Annotated in this window: 18 protein-coding genes; 7 read left to right on the top strand and 11 right to left on the bottom strand. The window is 53.7% G+C overall.

From position 1 onward, the window contains the following. Window positions 1-6 precede the first annotated feature (6 nt). Window positions 7-858, top strand: coding sequence for a LysR family transcriptional regulator (locus ABC502_RS02765; RefSeq protein ID WP_345914808.1), 852 nt, complete (start codon window positions 7-9; stop codon window positions 856-858). A 32-nt stretch (window positions 859-890) separates the two neighbouring features. On the opposite strand, the gene ABC502_RS02760 is transcribed toward ABC502_RS02765, so the two are convergent. From ABC502_RS02760 to ABC502_RS02745, 4 genes are all read right to left on the bottom strand, one after another. Further along, on the bottom strand, window positions 891-1,244 hold the full coding sequence (locus tag ABC502_RS02760; protein WP_330129634.1) for a DUF1428 domain-containing protein: 354 nt from the start codon (window positions 1,242-1,244) through the stop codon (window positions 891-893). After that, window positions 1,241-1,615, bottom strand: coding sequence for a YciI family protein (locus tag ABC502_RS02755; RefSeq protein ID WP_345914807.1), 375 nt, complete (start codon window positions 1,613-1,615; stop codon window positions 1,241-1,243). The genes ABC502_RS02760 and ABC502_RS02755 overlap by 4 nt, the downstream gene beginning before the upstream one ends. Window position 1,616: 1 nt before the next feature. Beyond that, complete coding sequence (locus tag ABC502_RS02750; protein ID WP_345914806.1) at window positions 1,617-2,438, bottom strand: YciI family protein; 822 nt, start codon at window positions 2,436-2,438, stop codon at window positions 1,617-1,619. Window positions 2,439-2,520: 82 nt separating this feature from the next. Next, a complete protein-coding gene (locus ABC502_RS02745; RefSeq protein WP_345915129.1) occupies window positions 2,521-3,753 on the bottom strand; it encodes an RNA polymerase sigma factor in 1,233 nt (410 codons plus the stop codon). A gap of 94 nt (window positions 3,754-3,847) precedes the next feature. On the opposite strand from ABC502_RS02745, the gene ABC502_RS02740 reads away from it, so the two are divergent. Then, window positions 3,848-4,312 carry a YaiI/YqxD family protein gene (locus tag ABC502_RS02740; RefSeq protein WP_345914805.1) on the top strand — a complete coding sequence of 155 codons (465 nt, stop codon included), beginning with the start codon at window positions 3,848-3,850 and terminating at the stop codon, window positions 4,310-4,312. On the opposite strand, the gene ABC502_RS02735 is transcribed toward ABC502_RS02740, so the two are convergent. Further along, window positions 4,307-4,525: a hypothetical protein gene (locus ABC502_RS02735; RefSeq protein WP_345914804.1), complete on the bottom strand. Its 219-nt coding sequence runs from the start codon at window positions 4,523-4,525 to the stop codon at window positions 4,307-4,309. The two genes, ABC502_RS02740 and ABC502_RS02735, sit on opposite strands and share 6 nt — an antisense overlap. Window positions 4,526-4,720: 195 nt before the next feature. On the opposite strand from ABC502_RS02735, the gene tadA reads away from it, so the two are divergent. Next, window positions 4,721-5,233: a tRNA adenosine(34) deaminase TadA gene (gene tadA / locus ABC502_RS02730; RefSeq protein WP_345914803.1), complete on the top strand. Its 513-nt coding sequence runs from the start codon at window positions 4,721-4,723 to the stop codon at window positions 5,231-5,233. Here the strand turns inward: tadA and ABC502_RS02725 are convergent. After that, on the bottom strand, window positions 5,200-5,376 hold the full coding sequence (locus ABC502_RS02725; protein WP_330086822.1) for a hypothetical protein: 177 nt from the start codon (window positions 5,374-5,376) through the stop codon (window positions 5,200-5,202). The genes tadA and ABC502_RS02725 overlap by 34 nt on opposite strands. 437 nt (window positions 5,377-5,813) lie before the next feature. Here ABC502_RS02725 and ABC502_RS02720 point away from each other — a divergent pair, with 437 nt between their 5' ends. Next, window positions 5,814-6,071 carry a hypothetical protein gene (locus tag ABC502_RS02720; RefSeq protein WP_330086823.1) on the top strand — a complete coding sequence of 86 codons (258 nt, stop codon included), beginning with the start codon at window positions 5,814-5,816 and terminating at the stop codon, window positions 6,069-6,071. Window positions 6,072-6,297: 226 nt separating this feature from the next. Here ABC502_RS02720 and ABC502_RS02715 read toward each other — a convergent pair whose 3' ends face one another. The 4 genes from ABC502_RS02715 to ABC502_RS02700 all read right to left on the bottom strand — a co-directional run bounded on the left by ABC502_RS02715 (window position 6,298) and on the right by ABC502_RS02700 (window position 8,723). Continuing rightward, a complete protein-coding gene (locus ABC502_RS02715) occupies window positions 6,298-6,732 on the bottom strand; it encodes a hypothetical protein (RefSeq protein ID WP_345914802.1) in 435 nt (144 codons plus the stop codon). Between the two features lie 517 nt (window positions 6,733-7,249). Then, a complete protein-coding gene (locus tag ABC502_RS02710) occupies window positions 7,250-8,017 on the bottom strand; it encodes a DUF1883 domain-containing protein (RefSeq protein ID WP_345914801.1) in 768 nt (255 codons plus the stop codon). A gap of 95 nt (window positions 8,018-8,112) precedes the next feature. Next, entirely contained in the window at window positions 8,113-8,427 is a 315-nt protein-coding gene (locus tag ABC502_RS02705) for a HigA family addiction module antitoxin (protein WP_345914800.1), read from the bottom strand. Window positions 8,428-8,441: 14 nt separating this feature from the next. Further along, window positions 8,442-8,723 (bottom strand): type II toxin-antitoxin system RelE/ParE family toxin, encoded by a 282-nt coding sequence (locus ABC502_RS02700; RefSeq protein WP_345914799.1) that lies wholly within the window; start codon window positions 8,721-8,723, stop codon window positions 8,442-8,444. A 448-nt stretch (window positions 8,724-9,171) separates the two neighbouring features. Here ABC502_RS02700 and purL point away from each other — a divergent pair, with 448 nt between their 5' ends. From purL to ABC502_RS02685, 3 genes are all read left to right on the top strand, one after another. After that, on the top strand, window positions 9,172-13,065 hold the full coding sequence (gene purL / locus ABC502_RS02695) for a phosphoribosylformylglycinamidine synthase (RefSeq protein ID WP_345914798.1): 3,894 nt from the start codon (window positions 9,172-9,174) through the stop codon (window positions 13,063-13,065). Window positions 13,066-13,123: 58 nt separating this feature from the next. Continuing rightward, entirely contained in the window at window positions 13,124-13,480 is a 357-nt protein-coding gene (locus tag ABC502_RS02690) for a hypothetical protein (protein WP_345914797.1), read from the top strand. Between the two features lie 203 nt (window positions 13,481-13,683). Beyond that, entirely contained in the window at window positions 13,684-15,606 is a 1,923-nt protein-coding gene (locus ABC502_RS02685; RefSeq protein WP_345914796.1) for a Cache 3/Cache 2 fusion domain-containing protein, read from the top strand. A gap of 93 nt (window positions 15,607-15,699) precedes the next feature. On the opposite strand, the gene ABC502_RS02680 is transcribed toward ABC502_RS02685, so the two are convergent. Further along, window positions 15,700-16,920: a lytic polysaccharide monooxygenase gene (locus tag ABC502_RS02680; protein WP_345914795.1), complete on the bottom strand. Its 1,221-nt coding sequence runs from the start codon at window positions 16,918-16,920 to the stop codon at window positions 15,700-15,702. Between the last annotated feature and the right edge of the window lie 11 nt (window positions 16,921-16,931).

The following is a 16,931-nucleotide window of genomic DNA, read 5'->3' as shown; positions in this document are numbered from 1 at the left end:
GCAACATTGCAGGTATCGTTGCAGGCGCTAAAAGCCTTTGAATCCGCTGCGCGTAGGGGAAGCTTTAAATTAGCGGCTGAAGAACTTTCGCTAACGCCAACAGCTATTTCCCACCATATCAGTAATCTGGAGAGCCGTTTAAATGTGGATTTGTTTTATCGGCAAGCCAGGCGGATAACGCTGACCGAGGCCGGTGCTAAGTTAGCCAAAGCAACCTCGGATGGATTTCGTATGATCGAGAGCGCCCTGGAAGAAATGAGAATGGCCGGGAAAGTCGTGCGGGTTGCTAGCACATCATCTCTGGCTGCTCTGGTACTCATTCCTGCTCAGCACGAGTTTTCACAGAACCATCCAGAGCTCTCTATGGAAATAACCACGGGTGAAGCTCTGGAAAGTCAATCCTACCTCATGCCGGTTCGTCTTGGTGATAGCAGAGCTGTCGCGCCGTCAGACATTATCAGGGCTGAATCATTTGATGTGTTTGGTGCTCACAGCATGAAACCTCCTGTCTGGTCAACAGAGCCGGTGACCATCTTTACCACCAAGTGGAAAAATAGGGCATTACCTGAGCCTCCTTTGGATGCCTGGCTGGCTGCAAATGGATTGGACACCTCAAATATTGTGCTTAAAACATTTGATCAAGAACTCTTTGGCATTCAGCAGGCGATGGCAGGGAATGGCTTTGTTTTTTGTTCCACGACCCTTACCCAGGGGTTATTAAAAGCAGATCTGCTGCAGCAATTTGGCACCCAGCCAGTGGCATCTGATTTATGTTATTACGTACCAAATAAACACAGCTACGACACGAGAAATGCACATGCATTGCTCTGCTGGCTCGACAATGTTCTGAATCAATAATTGACGGGCCAGCTAAAGCTGGCCTGGTCTTATTACTCATCCACCACCATTTGAAAGCCACCGTAAATCAGCCGCTTGCCATCAAAAGGCATCGGGTTGGTGTCTTGTTGCAGCCGTGGGTCGGCCATCACTTTTGGCATGGCACTGTTGCGCACCTCTTTCGATGGCCATAGGATCCAGGAAAAGGCCACTACTTCGTCCTCTTTGCATTGCACGGCTTTGGGGAAGGAGGTGAGTTCACCTTCCGGCACATCATCGCCCCAGCACTCCACCAGTCTCAAAGCGCCGTGCTCTTTAAACACCTGGGCAGCCGCCCGGGCATGTTGAATGTACTGTTCTTTATTGGCTGCAGGGATTGCGGCAGCAAAACCATCTACGTAGTTCATGACAAAGCTCCTTCATCTTTGGGCGGCAGTTGGCGGATGGGCCGGATCTCCACACTGCCAAGTTGTGCCGGCGGGATCTTGCTGGCCAGTTGAATGGCTTCATTCAGATCCCGGGCTTCCAGCAAATAAAAGCCCGCCAGTTGCTCCTTGGTTTCGGCAAAAGGGCCGTCGGTGATCAGGGTTTCACCATCGCGCACCCGCACTGTGGTGGCCTGGCGGGTAGGCTGCAGCGCCTGGCCGGCGATAAAATGGCCGCTTTGGGTCAGCCCTTCCACGCAGCGAATGCATTTTTGGTTTAAGTCATGCCACTCTTGCTCGGTCATGGCTTCAATCTGTTGTTCCTGGTAATACACCAGTGCCAGGTAGTTCATCTTAGTCTCCTTGTTCGCAATTGATGATCCAGCCGATGCCAAAGCGATCGGTCAGCATGCCAAAGCCTTTGGCCCAGAAGGTCGGGCCGAATGGCATCCATATCTGGCCGCTTTGTGCCAGTGCCTGAAACAGCGCTTGTGCTTTTGCTACCGTATCAAATTCAAGCTGAACGGAGATCCCCTGGGGGGCCTGGTACTGGCCAGGGGTCGCATCCGAGCCCATCAGGATGCGTCCGCCGATGTTGAGCCGGGCGTGCATGATGTTGTCTTGCCAGTCGGCAGGCACATCGCCTGCCATCGGGCTGTCTTTAAACGGCAGCAACAGCTCGATTTCACCACCCAGCAGCTCGGCATAGCGCTGCATGGCCTCCCGGCAAGTGCCGGGGAAGGTTAAGTAGCTGGCCATGCTTACTGGCAGGCGCTCCATTTGTGCTGCCATCTGTTGATGCTTGGCCAGGCCGCTGCCAGGCTCAAAATCGCTGAGCTCGAAAAAGCGGCGCACCTCCAGTTGGGCACCTGCGTCTTCTTTTGGCCATTGGCTGGCCCAGGCCCGGGCTTCTTCCAGGCTATTGGCTTTAATAACGGTAAAACCGGCGATCAGCTCCTTGCTTTCGGTAAAGGGGCCGTCGCTTAGCACAACATCCTCTGGCTGGATATGCAGACGACAGCCCTCGCTACTCGGGCGCAGCCCCTGGCCGGAGACAAAGACGCCCGCTTTTAGCAGATGGTTGTTGTAATCGGCCATGGCGCTGAGCACCTCGTTGGAGGGCAGCGCGCCACGCTCGGTGGCGGCATCGGCTTTGCGGATAATGATGTAGTGCATAACAACTCCTGTCAGGCGTTAAGTGGTGGACTTACCCCTAAGTCGTGCCGATACCATCGATTTCGACAGGCGATGCAAAAATTTATTCGTCCGTCAGGGTTTTGAGTTGTTGCTGCAAAAAGCGCCGTTCAGGTTCCTGTTGCACCAGAGCCAGGGCACGCTGATAGGCGCTACGGGCGGCCGCAATGTGGCCAGCCCGGCGGTGCAAGTCGGCTTGAGCGGCATGGTACAGATGGTAATTCTGGATGGCTTTGTGGCTGCTCAGGGCATCGAGTTCGCGCAGACCAGCCTCAGGCCCCTGACACATGGCGATGGCGACCGCCCTGTTTAACGCCACCACCGGAGAGGGCCATTGCTGATACAGCAACTGGTACAGTCCCTGAATTTGTTGCCAGTCGGTGCTGGCAAAGCTTTTTGCCCCGGCATGCACTGCGGCAATGGCTGCCTGCAAGCCATAAATGCCAGCCGGGCCTTGGCGTAAAGCCAGTTGCAACCAGTGCCCCCCTTCGCTGATCAGCTGCTCTAACCAAAGCGAGCGATCCTGCTGCTCCAGCGTGATCAAGTCGCCATGGCTATCTTGCCGCGCATGCTGCCGGGCGTGTTGCAGCAGCATCAGTGCCAACAGGCCATGGACTTCCGGCTCTGGCAACAACTGAGCCAACTGACGGCCGAGCCGGATGGCTTCATCGGCCAGCCGGCTATCGAGCAGCTGATCGCCGCTGCTGCTGGAATAGCCTTCATTGAAAATCAGGTAAATCACCTGCAACACCGATTGCAGCCGGGCTGGCAGCTCTTTGGCTGTTGGAATTTCATACGGGATGGCGGCGGCTTTGATTTTCTGTTTGGCCCGCACAATCCGCTGCGCCAGGGTAGTTGGTTGTTGCAGCAACGCCGCGGCCACTTGCTCGGTGGTCAGGCCGCACAGTTCCCGCAAGGTTAACGCCAGTCTGGCATCGGCAGATAACGCCGGGTGACAGCAGGTGAACATCAGCCGTAATTGGTCGTCCTGGATATCGTTACTTTCCAGCTTGGGCTCTGCTTCATCCAGCAAGGGCTGCTGGGCTGCGGCAAACTGGCGGGCGGTCTGGCGGCGGCGGATCTGGTCGATGCCCTTGCGTCGGCCGGTGGTAATCAGCCAGGCTACAGGGTTATCCGGCCAGCCGTCGGTCGGCCATTGCTGCATGGCGGCATAAAATGCCTCCTGCGTGGCTTCTTCGGCCAGCTCAAATTCGCCGAGCAAGCGAATTAAGGTGGCCAGTACCTGCCGGGCCTGTTGTTGATACAATTGCTCCAGCGATGGGTTTGGCACCTGGATTTCCTGTAGCAAGGGTAATTGAGCTAAAATGCTGCATCAGCCAGTCCGTGCTGTCAAATTAGCCAGCACTGATGTGCCTAAACGAGGAGTAACCATGCAGATTTGGGTCGATGCCGACGCTTGCCCTGCGGTGATTAAAGATATTTTGTACCGGGCGGCGGAGCGCACCAAAATCCAGCTGACGCTGGTGGCCAATCAATCGCTGCGGGTGCCGGCGTCGCCTTATATTCGTTCCTTGCGGGTAGAGCAGGGCTTTGATGTGGCCGACAATGAAATTGTGCGGCGGGTAGCGCCTGGCGATCTGGTGATCACCGGCGATATTCCACTGGCCGCAGAAGTGCTGGCAAAACAGGGGCAGGCGCTGAATCCGCGTGGCGAGTTGTACCGGCAGGACACCATAGCGCAAAAGCTGACCATGCGTGATTTTATGGACACCATGCGCAGCAGCGGCATTCATACCGGTGGGCCGGCCAGTTTAAGTCAAAGCGATCGCAAAGCATTCGCGGCCGAACTGGATACCATTTTAAACCGCTACCAGCGCAGCAAACCGGCGCTATAGCCGGTTGATTTGCTCTTTTAATTGGTAGGATTTGTCGGTGACGATGCTTTCTAACGTACTGACCCGCTCTTTTAAGCGTTTAACTTCATCTTCAAGTGCCTTAAAGTCTTCTTTATTGGCGATGCTTTTCGATCGATGGTTATACCATGAGGCGCCAGCCGAGTAGAGCAGGCCGCCGATTATGGCAATAGCAGCAACTTCAAAAGGTCCCATTCAGTTTTCTCCTTGCAGTGTTTATCTGAAAAATATTTACAAGCAAAAATAACACCAGAATTAAAACCCAATAAAACCAATGCACTGGCAATAAAAGCTGCAGCTGATGGTGGTCGTTCTGACAATATTTTAGTCTGTTTTACCACCTGCTGATGATAAACTAAAGCGTAAAATTACCGCAAAATGTAAACAACGATGACCGACGAAGACTGGATGCGCCATGCCATGCTGCTGGCTGAGCGTGCCGAGCAACAAGGGGAGGTGCCGGTAGGGGCTGTGCTGGTGCAGGATGGCAACATTCTGGGTGAAGGCTGGAATCAGATGATCAGCCGTAACGATCCTTCTGCCCATGCCGAAATGCAGGCCGTCCGTGAGGCGGCGGCTGCTATTGGCAATTATCGGCTGCTTGATACCACCCTGTATGTCACGCTGGAACCCTGCAGCATGTGTGCCGGTATGCTGGTGCATAGCCGTATCAAACGCCTGGTGTTTGGGGCCAGCGATTATAAGACCGGGGCAGCAGGTTCAGTGATGGATTTGGTGCGTCATCCACAGCTCAATCATCAGTTGGAGGTAACTGGCGGTGTGCTGGCAGAGGCGTGCAGCGCCCAGCTATCGGCGTTTTTTCAAAAAAGAAGGCAGGAAAAAAAAGCAGCCCGGCAGCAGGCTGCGGATCAGGCGTCGCAGCAGGCTGGTGAGCCGGATTGAAGGGCATTGCTTTGTGCCTGGAAGTTGCGGCGGCGGCGATGCATCTTTAAGGTTTCAATACTGCGGTTGATGCGACGACGGGTAGAGCTGACGTTTACAATGCGTCGTTTGCGTAGTTGCACTGGTTTTTTACGTTTAATCATAGGGCCTCCTTGGCCTGAAAATTGGGTCTATGTATGTAGTAGTGACTTTACGCTAAAGCTGCGTTGCTGGGTCACTTATTGCTGTATAGACAAGATGGCAGTATAACAAGTTCCGTGCTGGTCAGTGGTTGTTTTTTACTGCTGGCTGCTTGTAAGGCTTGGCGTTTGCCTCACCTTAGGGAGCTGGCCCCGAAGGTTAGCGAATGAATGCCCGGTTACGGCGTTAGTCTATAGTACTCTTGCTGCATCAGGCACGATTCAAAGCGTCCTGCCCATAGCTTTGCCTATTTTATTTTCCACCCGAATTTAGACTGCAGTTTCGCAAAAAATACTGTTTGACACAGTTGGTTAGCGTTTGTATGGTTTGACAGAACCGTAATCTTGCTATAGCAAGTTACATATTCTGTAGATGTGATAATAACAACAAGGAACTACCCATGGAAAATCAAAGTCTGCAAGCAGCTAGTAACCAATTCATCAACAATGATGAAGTTAGTACTGGCGATTGGATGCTGACAATTTTTTTGTTAATGATTCCGATAGTCGGAATCGTTCTGCTTTTTGTGTGGGCTTTTGGTGGTGGTACAAAGCGCAGTAAAGCAAATTTTGCTAAGGCCAGTTTGATTTGGTTAGCTATTATAATTTGTTTTTATCTGATATTGGGCGCGGCAGTCCTGTCATTTATGTTTATGTGATTATCCCAGCTTCAATTCGGGACAGATGAAAACTAAACCCTATCTTTTTCTGGGCCGGCCAGCCTTGTCTTTGGCTGCCTGCGCCCGGTTATGTTTCGCTTTCTGGTAATTCAAGCTGCCGCTCACTTCGCCAGACTCGTATCAGCACCATCTCTGTGGCCTGCCTTAAATTAGGGGCAGATGAATATTAAACCCTATCTTTTCTGGGCCGGCCAGCTGTTTCACTCTATCTCTGGACTTCAAACTTCGCCTGCCTTCGGGCAACGAGCCCTAAGATCCAAAGGCCCACAAGTATCCCACCGCCGAGCGCCGCCGCTGCAAAAGCGCTCACCAAACCTGTGCTAGTTCCCCAGAGCTCGGCCAGCAATAATCCAGCACCCGTGGCAAGCATTCCATAGCCGGCCATATGGAAAAACTGCTCAGGCTTTGAGAAATCAAAAGGATTATGGCTCCAAGCCGGGGCTGACAACTTAAGCTTTGCGCTTCGGAAAGGTAAGAAAACGCAAAGCCCAATACAAACGATAACCGGAAAGAAGAGAAAACCAACAAGAACAACTTCCCAACCGACATCGACCTGTGCAGAGGGGGCTGTTGGAGCAAGGGCTGACGATATACCCGCAAACCCGATAATTGCTGCCCTCACAATAGCCCAATGATTCATGTCGTCCCTCTAACGCTCGCAGCACAGGCCGAAACCAGCGCAGCGGTTGAGGTTCAGGCCACGCAGTGGCCGATTGTGACTGCGCTTGTTATGTGCTTTTTGCAATTTTTTCATGCCCAACGTATATCATTGATACAACTATAATTGGAGCACCAAGAGCTAGTATCCCCAACGATTTAGGATAACCTAAATATAAAAATATTAAGCCGCCTAATAATGCAAGTAACAACCCCAAACAGCAATGCCTGCGTAACTTCGTGGACCAAGTGAATAACCATAAGCATATCAATGCAATTGTTGCAGTGAGAAAAAAAGCGTGCCGCGAAAATCCCTGTAACGCTTCACTCGAACCTGCCTCATTTATGTTAAAAAGCCAAACCAATCCAAAACTGTAAGGCAACAGCAGTAAGCATGAGACTAAAAGTCTGAGTAAGATGCTCATAAATACACCACATAACGCCTTGCTCACCGGAAAATTGTGAGCGCAGCGAGTAATTTTTCCGAGTGCAGCAATTTGTTATGCCCTTGACCTTATAAGCTCGGCAATCTCAGCTGCTATTTCATCAATAGTATGAGTTGCAGTGCTCCTAGCAACTTTGTCAGCTAAAGAAGGACTATAATCAACAACCTGTTGCTTGGTTATGTTATGCCAAATTGGAAGTAGAACCTGTTCACCAGACACCGTTCTTGTAACGATGCCGTCAAGCTCATAATTAGTCCAGCCCTTTGAAATGAATGATGGGGACAAAACCACCAAGCCAACGCGGCTATTGGCTAGACCCCTGTCTATTTTTTGCCTTAGGCTATCGCCGATCCTCAGCGTCATTTCGTCATACCAAACGTTCAATCCTTCCCTTATCAGGGCATTTGCAAGCGGCCTGACAAAATCATCCTTATCCTCAGAGGCGTGCGATATAAATACATCATGTGTCTCGCCACCAGTTTCAGCCGGTGGCGGAATGTTGTCACGTACCAAACTGGGTACTTCAGAAAGTGGGCGCTCTCGAATTTCAGGCAATGCTCCTGGGACAACACGAACGGAAGCATTTGTACTACCACGCAACCCCTGCATATCTATAGCCACATACCAATGCCCGGAGTTTGGAACAGCAATTCTTACGGGCGATTGCCTAGCTAATCCACCATAGTATTTATGCTTTCTTCCGTTTTTGTAGTTGTTAAAATTTGAGCTGTCCATGAGCCGGACGTTTGCTCCACTAGTCAAGGTAACCTCAACCACTTCGCCTCTTTTCAAATTTCCCAGATCATATTTTAGGAAGTTCAATGTCGACTCCTTTCAGGCATAACGCCGCTCAGCACACGCGGTTACGGAATGGAGGCGCAGCCACAATGCAATAACCGTCGCTGTGGCTGGCATGGTTATGCAGCATGTAACGGTTTGATCCGATTCACTTCTTCCTTAACCGACTGAGCCGCCGTCCAAAGATCAACAGATCGCTGCGCATTCAGCCAGAATTCCGGGGAGTTACCAAACAAACGGGCAAGCCGAAGCGCCATTTCAGGGCTGACAGCACGGCGCTCACGCAGTAGTTCATTAACTGATTGGCGAGAGACACCCAGAGATTCAGCCAACCCCGTAACGGTCAGGCCATAGTCCGGCAGAAAATCCTCTCTCAGCATTTCGCCAGGATGAGTCGGCTTGCGCTGCATGCCGACAGTATTAGGAATAGCCATAGTCATCACCTCTCTCAGTGGTAGTCACAGACTTCGACCTCATACGCATCGCCATCTTCAAAACGAAAACAGATGCGCCACTGATCATTTATTGAAATTGCGTGCTGCCCCTGTGTGTTTCCCGATAGTGGGTGAAGACGATTGCCGGGCGGCACTTTCAAATCCTCCAGCTGGATGGCCAGATTCACGTATTCAAGTTTTCTGGCGGCTCTCGGCACAACATCCGCAGGAAATTTCTTTGCCTTGCCCTTGGAGTAAAGCTCTTGGGTTCGTTTGTCAGCGAAGGATTTGATCATGCATCGAAGTGTAATGCGTCACGTGACGCTTGCCAACAAGACTTGGGGATGACTGCATAACAGCTTAATAATTTGGAAAATCCCTTCTTTCCCCGCGGGATTCTCCCTTCTTTCTTTTTCAAATTTCTCCAATCTATCGAACTCATGCTGCCTAATCAACAATTTAATTACACTTAAGAAGGTTTCCATTGGGGAAAGCAGGGATTTTCCATGCAAGTAGCTTGTTTACAGCTATTTTACCTGTCGCTGTCAATGCATACAGTGTTTTTGTGGTGTTTTTCATGTCGCCAAGTCGGCAATAAGCAACGACCATAAAAGAGACTGGCGAAGTCGGCTGCTGTATGGCGTCGGCAAATCCCACCCCAGTTGCCGCTCTATCCCTAGACAGCAAATTTCTTTATAATAGCGCGCTCAAATTCCTCGTCGTTCAACCAACGGAAAAAAGCCTATGTTGATCCTGCGTGGTGCACCTGCACTGTCAGACTTTCGAATCCGCAAACTGATGGACCAATGCCAGCGTCTGGCGCTGCCGGTTACGGACATTTACGCTGAGTTTATGCACTTTGCCGAGCTAAGTGCCGCTTTGACTGCAGAACAGCAGCACACGCTGGAGCAACTGCTGACTTATGGCCCGGCGCTGGCCAGTCATGCCCCGCAGGGTTTGATGCTGTTGGTGACACCACGCCCAGGCACCATTTCGCCCTGGTCGTCCAAAGCGACTGACATTGCTCACAACTGTGGTTTGTCGTCGGTGGTGCGGCTGGAGCGGGGCGTTGCTTACTATGTGCAGTGCAGCGAGACCCTGACCATCAGCCAGCAGGACGCATTAAAAGCCCTGCTGCACGATCGGATGATGGAAGCGGTGTTTGATAGCCTGGAAGCGGCCGAGCAATTGTTCCTGCACGGCGAGCCGGCAGCGCTCAGTTCCGTGGATATTCTGGCCGGTGGCCGCGAAGCCCTGGTCGAGGCCAACAGCAGCATGGGGCTGGCCCTGGCCGACGATGAAATCGATTATCTGGTCAGCAACTTCCAACAGCTGGGCCGCAACCCGAACGACATTGAACTCTACATGTTTGCTCAGGCCAACTCCGAGCATTGCCGGCATAAAATTTTCAATGCCGACTGGACCATCGACGGCCAGCAGCAACCCAAGTCACTGTTCAAGATGATCAAAAACACCTTTGAGCAGACACCGGATTACGTGCTGTCGGCCTACAAAGACAATGCCGCGGTGATGATGGGCTCGGAAGCCGGCCGCTTCTTCCCGGATGCGACCACCCAGGAATACAACTACCATCACGAGCCGATCCACATTCTGATGAAGGTGGAAACCCACAACCACCCAACCGCCATTTCTCCTTACCCAGGCGCTGCTACCGGCTCTGGCGGCGAAATCCGCGACGAAGGTGCGACCGGTGTTGGTGCCAAGCCGAAAGCCGGCCTGGTTGGTTTTTCAGTATCGAACTTGCGTATTCCGGGCTTTGAACAGCCGTGGGAAACCGATTTTGGCAAGCCAAGCCGCATTGTCAATGCGATGGACATTATGCTGGAAGGCCCATTGGGCGGCGCTGCCTTTAACAACGAATTTGGCCGACCGAATCTGGTGGGGTATTTCCGTACTTACGAGCAACAGGTCAACAGCCACAACGGCGTGGAAGTGCGCGGTTACCACAAGCCGATTATGCTGGCCGGTGGTCTTGGCAATATCCGTGAAGACCATGTGCAAAAAGGCGAGATGAAACCAGGCTCCAAGCTGGTGGTGCTGGGTGGCCCGGCGATGAACATCGGTCTGGGCGGCGGGGCTGCTTCTTCGGTGGCGTCCGGTCAGTCGGCGGAAGATTTGGATTTTGCTTCGGTGCAACGGGAAAACCCGGAAATCGAACGCCGTTGTCAGGAAGTGATCGACCGCTGCTGGCAGCTGGGCGATGCCAACCCGATTTGCTTTATCCACGATGTCGGTGCCGGTGGTTTGTCCAACGCCTTCCCGGAGCTGGTCAACGATGGCGGTGTTGGTGGCCGTTTCGAGCTGCGCAAAGTACCGAACGATGAGCCGGGCATGTCGCCGCTGCAAATCTGGTGCAACGAGTCGCAGGAACGCTATGTAATGGCGATCCCGCCAGAGCGCCTGGCGGTGTTTGAAGACATTTGCCGCCGTGAGCGTGCGCCTTACGCAGTAGTGGGGGAAGCCACGGCCGAGCAGCACCTGGTGCTGTCGGATCAGCATTTTGGCAACACGCCAATTGATTTGCCGCTCAATGTCTTACTGGGTAAAGCGCCGAAGATGCACCGCGACGTTGCAAGCAGCCAGACGGCCGGCGAGCCGTTGCAGTTCGATAGCGTGACTGTGGCCGATGCCACCGAGCGGCTGCTGCGCTTACCGACCATTGCTGAGAAAACCTTCCTGATCACCATTGGCGATCGCTCTGTGACCGGTTTAGTGGCGCGCGATCAAATGGTCGGTCCCTGGCAGGTGCCGGTCGCCAACTGTGCGGTCACGGCAGCCTCGTACGACAGCTACCACGGCGAAGCCATGTCGATGGGCGAGCGCACCCCGCTGGCTTTGCTGGATTTTGCCGCCTCTGCCCGGATGGCGGTGGCCGAAGCCATCACCAACATTGCCGCCACCGATATCGGTGAACTGAAACGGATTAAACTCTCCGCCAACTGGATGGCCGCCGCCGGTCACCCGGGCGAAGATGCCGGCCTGTACCAGGCGGTCAAAGCCATCGGTGAAGAGCTGTGTCCGGCGCTTGGCCTGACCATACCAGTGGGGAAAGACTCGATGTCGATGAAAACCCAGTGGCAACAAGATGGCGAGCAAAAAGCCGTTACTTCGCCATTGTCCCTGGTGATCACCGCCTTTGGCCGGGTCGAAGACATTCGCAAAACCGTGACGCCACAGCTGCGCACCGACTGCGGTGACAGCAGCCTGCTGCTGATTGATTTGGGCCAGGGCCAAAACCGCCTGGGTGCCTCCTGTCTGGCTCAGGTGTACCAGCAATTGGGGCAGGAAGTGCCGGATCTGGCGTCGCCAGAGCTGCTGCAACACTTCTTTGATGCGATGCAGCAACTGGTGCGTGAGCAGCAAATTCTGGCTTACCACGACCGCTCCGACGGTGGTTTGTTGCTGACACTGGCCGAAATGGCCTTTGCCGGTAAGGCTGGCTTTGACGTTGATATCGCCGCGCTGGGTCAGAATGACTTGGCGGTGCTGTTTAGTGAAGAGCTGGGCGCTGTGCTGCAAGTCAGCAACGACAAGCTGGCGCATGTGCAGCAAGTATTAGCGGATCATCAGCTGGCGGCCTGTAGCCATCTGCTGGGGAGCGTCAGCAACAGCGATGACATTCTGGTGCGTCGTGGCGATGCCCTGGTGTATCAGCAAAGCCGGACCAAGCTGCGCTGCATCTGGGCCGAAACCACCTATCAGATGCAGGCGATGCGGGACAACCCGGATTGCGCGGAGCAGGAATTCGCTGCCAAAGCCGATCAGGCCGATCCTGGCCTTAATACCCGCCTAACCTTTGATCTGAATGCCGATATTGCCGCACCTTACATTGCCAAAGGCGCTGCGCCTAAAGTCGCGATTCTGCGCGAGCAGGGCGTCAACTCGCATCAGGAAATGGCCGCGGCCTTTAACCGGGCTGGGTTTAGCGCCATCGATGTGCATATGAGCGACATTCTGGCCGGCCGGCGTCAATTGAGCGACTTCGATGGCCTGGTGGCCTGTGGCGGTTTCTCCTACGGCGATGTATTGGGCGCCGGTGAAGGCTGGGCCAAGTCCATTTTGTTCAATGCGCAGGCGCGCGATCAGTTCGCGGCTTTCTTTCAACGTGACAATACCTTCTCGCTTGGGGTGTGCAACGGCTGTCAGATGATGTCGAACCTGAAAAGCCTGATCCCGGGCGCCGAGCTGTGGCCCCACTTTGTGCGCAACAAGTCCGAGCGCTTTGAAGCACGCTTTAGCCTGGTGGAAGTGCAGGAAACGCCATCGCTGTTCTTTAGCGGTATGGCCGGTTCCCGCATGCCGATTGCCGTCTCGCACGGCGAAGGCCATGCCGAATTTGCCAATCAGCAAGCCTTTGCTGCCGCCAACGACAGTGGCACCGTAGCGCTGCGCTATCTGGACAACTTCGGCCGTGTGACTGAGCAGTACCCAGCCAACCCGAATGGCTCGCCGGCCGGTATTACCGCTTTAACCAGCCGTGATGGCCGCGCCACCATTATGATGCCGCACCCGGAGCGGGTATTCCGCACCGTGGCCAACTCCTGGCATCCGGATGACTGGCAGGAAGACAGCCCCTGGATGCGGATGTTCCGCAACGCCCGGGTTTGGTTGGGCTAATGCTGTGATTGAAAACCCGCGCTGGCGCGGGTTTTTGCTATTTGGGGGGAGTCAAACCATGCAACGGATAGGTTGGGTGTTACGCACAGTGCTGCTGTTGCTGCCAGTGCTGTGGCTGCTCAGCAGTTGCAGCGATGCGGTGCTGGAAGTGCCGATAGCCAAGCTGGTGGCAGAGCCCGAACGCTTTCATGGCCATGTGGTGGTGATCACCGGTCAGGTGCGCTCCTTTGATGAGCCCAGGCATTATTGGCTGGAAGACGATGCCCATCGCAGGGTGGGCATTCACCCGGAAACCCTGGTACAGGATTTGGTCGGGCAGCAGGTTCGGGTGAGGGGCCGCTTTACTGCCAGCCCCAAGGAAGGCCGCCGGATCCAGGTGCATCAATTGATCCGGCTGCCTGAGCAGAGTAATTAGAGAAGATTGAATGGAACTAACGGCAAACCAAAAAGACTTATATCCTCAGTGCAAATTGAGTTGGGTGAAAAAATTGCGTTTGATTTATTAACAACTGAGTGCGTTAATGCTTGTTATGCCAAGTTGCTCTGTTGATTGCAGCTTGGGCCTGCGTTTTAAACGCAGACAAAGTACTAGGATAATGTTTAGCATCAGGACTGCCGATGAATTTACAAAAAAAAATCTATTTGATGTTGGGAGGCTTGATTGCGCTGGTCGCCGTGATTGCAGCCGCAGGCATTTTTTTTAACCAGCGCGTTCAGATGCAGGCAACTGCAGAATCGATACGCCAGGATGCAGTTGCGAATGTCACCTCATTATTGTCTGTTACAGACAGCATCATGTCAGAACGTGTGCGCAGCAGTATGCGTTTATTAATGGAACGCGGTGAGTCATTGGGAGACGCCAGTCAGGGCGGGGCTGTTAGTGTGAATGGGCGGATGGTTGCCAAGCTGTTGCTGGGCGAGCAGGGGCAGGCGAACCGTTTCGAGTTGGTCGATGGTGTTACCTCTGTAATGGGAGGTACTGCGACGCTGTTTTCCAGAAGCGGTGATGATTTTGTGCGCGTATCCACCAATGTGATCAATCAAGGCCAGCGAGCCATTGGTACCCTGCTGGATCCTCAGGGGGCAGCCATTCGGGCTAACCGGGAAGGCCGTGCTTTCTATGGACAGGTGGATATCCTTGGAAACCCTTTTTTGACAGGGTATGAACCGATTCGCAATGCTGCGGGTGAAGTGATTGGGATCTGGTATGTGGGGTATTCGGCAGATTTACAGTCCTTGCAGGAGGTGATTCAGCGCACACACATTCTGGAGCAGGGGTTTATTGCTTTGCTTGATGGACAAGGGCGTGTCCGCTTGCATTCCGGTCATATGGATGCGGAGGAAGTTAGCAGTATCCTTAAGGCTCCCGGCCATTGGCATGTAGAAACTTCGACCTTTACACCCTGGGGCTATCAGATTGCCACAGGCATCTCGACCCAAGAGGTCCGGTCAATCGCCCTGGCAAATTCTGTGAAAGCCGTGTTGGTGATCATGGTTGCAGCCTTGCTGATTATGATGGTACTGGGTGCTTTGATTCGGCGTCAGGTGATTGTACCGATCAATCAGACGGTGACTGTGCTCTCAGGGATTACTGAAGGCGAGTCTGATCTGACCCAGCGCTTTAATTCAACAAGCCAGGACGAAATCGGAGCGCTTGGGCGTGGCTTTGACCGTATGCTGACGCGCCTTCAGGAGATGGTTCGCAGTATTCGTCAGTCCATGCACAGTGTGGTTCAGTCGCTGGAATCACTGCATCAGCGAGCTGCTAGTTCTGTATCGGCGGCAGATCAACTGGATAGTGAAACTGAGCTGGTCGCGACCGCTATCAACGAAATGGTGTGTACGGCTGAAGGTGTAGCTGTACATGCTCAACAAGCCGATCAGGCGACCCAGGATGCAAGCCAGCGTGCTGAGGCGGGGAGTTTGTCTTTGGAAAAGCTGAGTCGCAATATTACGGATCAGTCCTCACACAGTCAGAGTTTAATTGGTGTGACTGAAGAGTTACGCTCTGCCAGCGAGGCTATTTTTTCAGTCCTTGAAGTCATACGGAATGTGGCAGAGCAAACCAATCTGCTGGCGCTGAATGCGGCAATTGAAGCTGCCCGTGCCGGAGAACAAGGTCGCGGTTTTGCAGTGGTTGCGGATGAAGTCCGTGGGCTTGCGGGTCGTACACAGCGTTCTACAGATGAAATCCGTGTCATGATCGATCGTCTGGACAAGGGGGTGAGTCAGGCGGTTGAACTTATGCAGGATAATCAGGCGCTGGTCAATACCAATGTTGACCTGGTCGCTGAGGCTGGTGAGTCATTCCGGGCTATTGTCACCAGTTTGAATGGAGTGCAGCAAGTAACGGCCGAGATTGCCAGTTCTGCAACAGAGCAAAGCCAGGTTGCCGGCGATATTAACCAGAACATCGTTCGTATTCGGGATCTGGCCACTCATAACCTGAACACACTTCGTGAGGTCGATGCATCAACTGTTGAGTTTCAGCAGGCATTTGAGCAGATAGAATCCCAGGTGGGCCGCTATCGAATTGATTAAGGGGCCGCTTTACTGCCAGCCCCAAGGAAGGCCGCCGGATCCAGGTGCATCAGTTGATCCGGCTGCCTGAGCAGAGTGACTAAAAAACGCCGCTTAGAAAGCGCAGATCTTGGTCCAGCTTTCGTCCGAGCCCGGTACCGACTGAGTCCACCAGTTGGCACGGTACAGCACCTGCTGGTGTTGTACCAGATCGCCAGACGCTGCATGGCTGGGGTTACCCGCCCAGTCGTTTTGTGGCCAGTTCGGATAGGCCGGAGCCGTGGCCGGATCATGACCCTGGCAGTCATCCGGCACCGGATCGGTTTCACCGGCCCGGATATCCAGATTCACAAAGTAGCTGTTATCCGATAAGTAGAAACGATTGCTGGCTAAATCCGGGCTAAGCTGCACGCTGTTGTTGCTCAGCACCCCAATCTGGATCAGCGAGCCGTGCTGGGCATTAACCTGATTGGCGATATCAAAGGCCCACTGCTGCGGCAACTGCGCGGCATTGATGGTCCAGCTTTGGTCCAGCAATTCCTGACCCTGGCTGTCAAACACCCGCAGCTGGGCGCTGTCGCCTGCCGCCACCGGGATTTGCAAATCAACAAAGGCGCCTTTATCAAACCAGCTTGGCGGTGGATCGACCGGATCGCTGCCGCCACCACCGCCGGTAAAGAGCAGATCCGAGCAGTTGTAAAACCCTTCACCGACCACATCGTTGCGCTGCCAGCGGGTATAGAGAATAGCCGGTCCGCTTCTATCCGCTGGTAATGGCACATCAAACAGGTAATAGCCGGCTTCGGCCGGCGTATTGCCAGTCTCATAAATCAAGTCTAAGTCTTCCCAGTGCAAGGGGCGGGCTGCCGGGTCAATGCCGGGCTTAGTCAGGTAAAACTGCCAAAAACTCGGGTTGTGCGGCGTAGTGGCGCGAAAACGCACCGGCAACACCGGGGTTTGTGCCAGATTGATTTCGGTTTTTTGCCAGTGACTGGAAGCGATGTTCATGCCGGCTTTGCGATCATCATTGGCCGCGCACAGAGTGCCATTTGGAATGGCAGCTCGCACCGCCGCCATATTGTGGTAATCACGGATATTGATGGCAAATTCATGGTGCTGGGTGTACATGTAACCGCCGGATTGCTGAAAAGCGGCGCGACAAGCCAGGTTCGATACACCGGAGCCATCGGCCGGCCACCAGTAACCGCCATCTTCTTTACAGATTTGCTGGCGGGCCTTGGGGTATTCGACGTAACCATGCGCCAGCAAGGCGGGGCTTGCCAGCAAGGTGGCAATGGCCAGCAGTCGTCGGGAATGGGTGATGACATTTTTCATGGAGTTTCTCC

It is taken from the genome of Alkalimonas sp. NCh-2 (genome assembly GCF_039631345.1).
Lineage (GTDB): Bacteria > Pseudomonadota > Gammaproteobacteria > Enterobacterales > Alteromonadaceae > Alkalimonas > Alkalimonas mucilaginosa.
Note: the sequence above shows the minus strand (reverse complement) of the source record. Positions and strands in the feature narration are given on the sequence as shown.

Excerpts from the sequence above, each read along its gene's own strand:
- ABC502_RS02760 (WP_330129634.1), bottom strand. The coding sequence starts at position 1,244 with ATGAACTACGTAGATGGTTTTGCTGCCGCAATCCCTGCAGCCAATAAA.
- ABC502_RS02755 (WP_345914807.1), bottom strand. The coding sequence starts at position 1,615 with ATGAACTACCTGGCACTGGTGTATTACCAGGAACAACAGATTGAAGCC.
- ABC502_RS02750 (WP_345914806.1), bottom strand. The coding sequence starts at position 2,438 with ATGCACTACATCATTATCCGCAAAGCCGATGCCGCCACCGAGCGTGGC.
- ABC502_RS02740 (WP_345914805.1), top strand. The coding sequence starts at position 3,848 with ATGCAGATTTGGGTCGATGCCGACGCTTGCCCTGCGGTGATTAAAGAT.
- ABC502_RS02735 (WP_345914804.1), bottom strand. The coding sequence starts at position 4,525 with ATGGGACCTTTTGAAGTTGCTGCTATTGCCATAATCGGCGGCCTGCTC.
- tadA (WP_345914803.1), top strand. The coding sequence starts at position 4,721 with ATGACCGACGAAGACTGGATGCGCCATGCCATGCTGCTGGCTGAGCGT.
- ABC502_RS02725 (WP_330086822.1), bottom strand. The coding sequence starts at position 5,376 with ATGATTAAACGTAAAAAACCAGTGCAACTACGCAAACGACGCATTGTA.
- ABC502_RS02720 (WP_330086823.1), top strand. The coding sequence starts at position 5,814 with ATGGAAAATCAAAGTCTGCAAGCAGCTAGTAACCAATTCATCAACAAT.
- ABC502_RS02715 (WP_345914802.1), bottom strand. The coding sequence starts at position 6,732 with ATGAATCATTGGGCTATTGTGAGGGCAGCAATTATCGGGTTTGCGGGT.
- ABC502_RS02705 (WP_345914800.1), bottom strand. The coding sequence starts at position 8,427 with ATGGCTATTCCTAATACTGTCGGCATGCAGCGCAAGCCGACTCATCCT.
- ABC502_RS02700 (WP_345914799.1), bottom strand. The coding sequence starts at position 8,723 with ATGATCAAATCCTTCGCTGACAAACGAACCCAAGAGCTTTACTCCAAG.
- purL (WP_345914798.1), top strand. The coding sequence starts at position 9,172 with ATGTTGATCCTGCGTGGTGCACCTGCACTGTCAGACTTTCGAATCCGC.
- ABC502_RS02690 (WP_345914797.1), top strand. The coding sequence starts at position 13,124 with ATGCAACGGATAGGTTGGGTGTTACGCACAGTGCTGCTGTTGCTGCCA.
- ABC502_RS02685 (WP_345914796.1), top strand. The coding sequence starts at position 13,684 with ATGAATTTACAAAAAAAAATCTATTTGATGTTGGGAGGCTTGATTGCG.
- ABC502_RS02680 (WP_345914795.1), bottom strand. The coding sequence starts at position 16,920 with ATGAAAAATGTCATCACCCATTCCCGACGACTGCTGGCCATTGCCACC.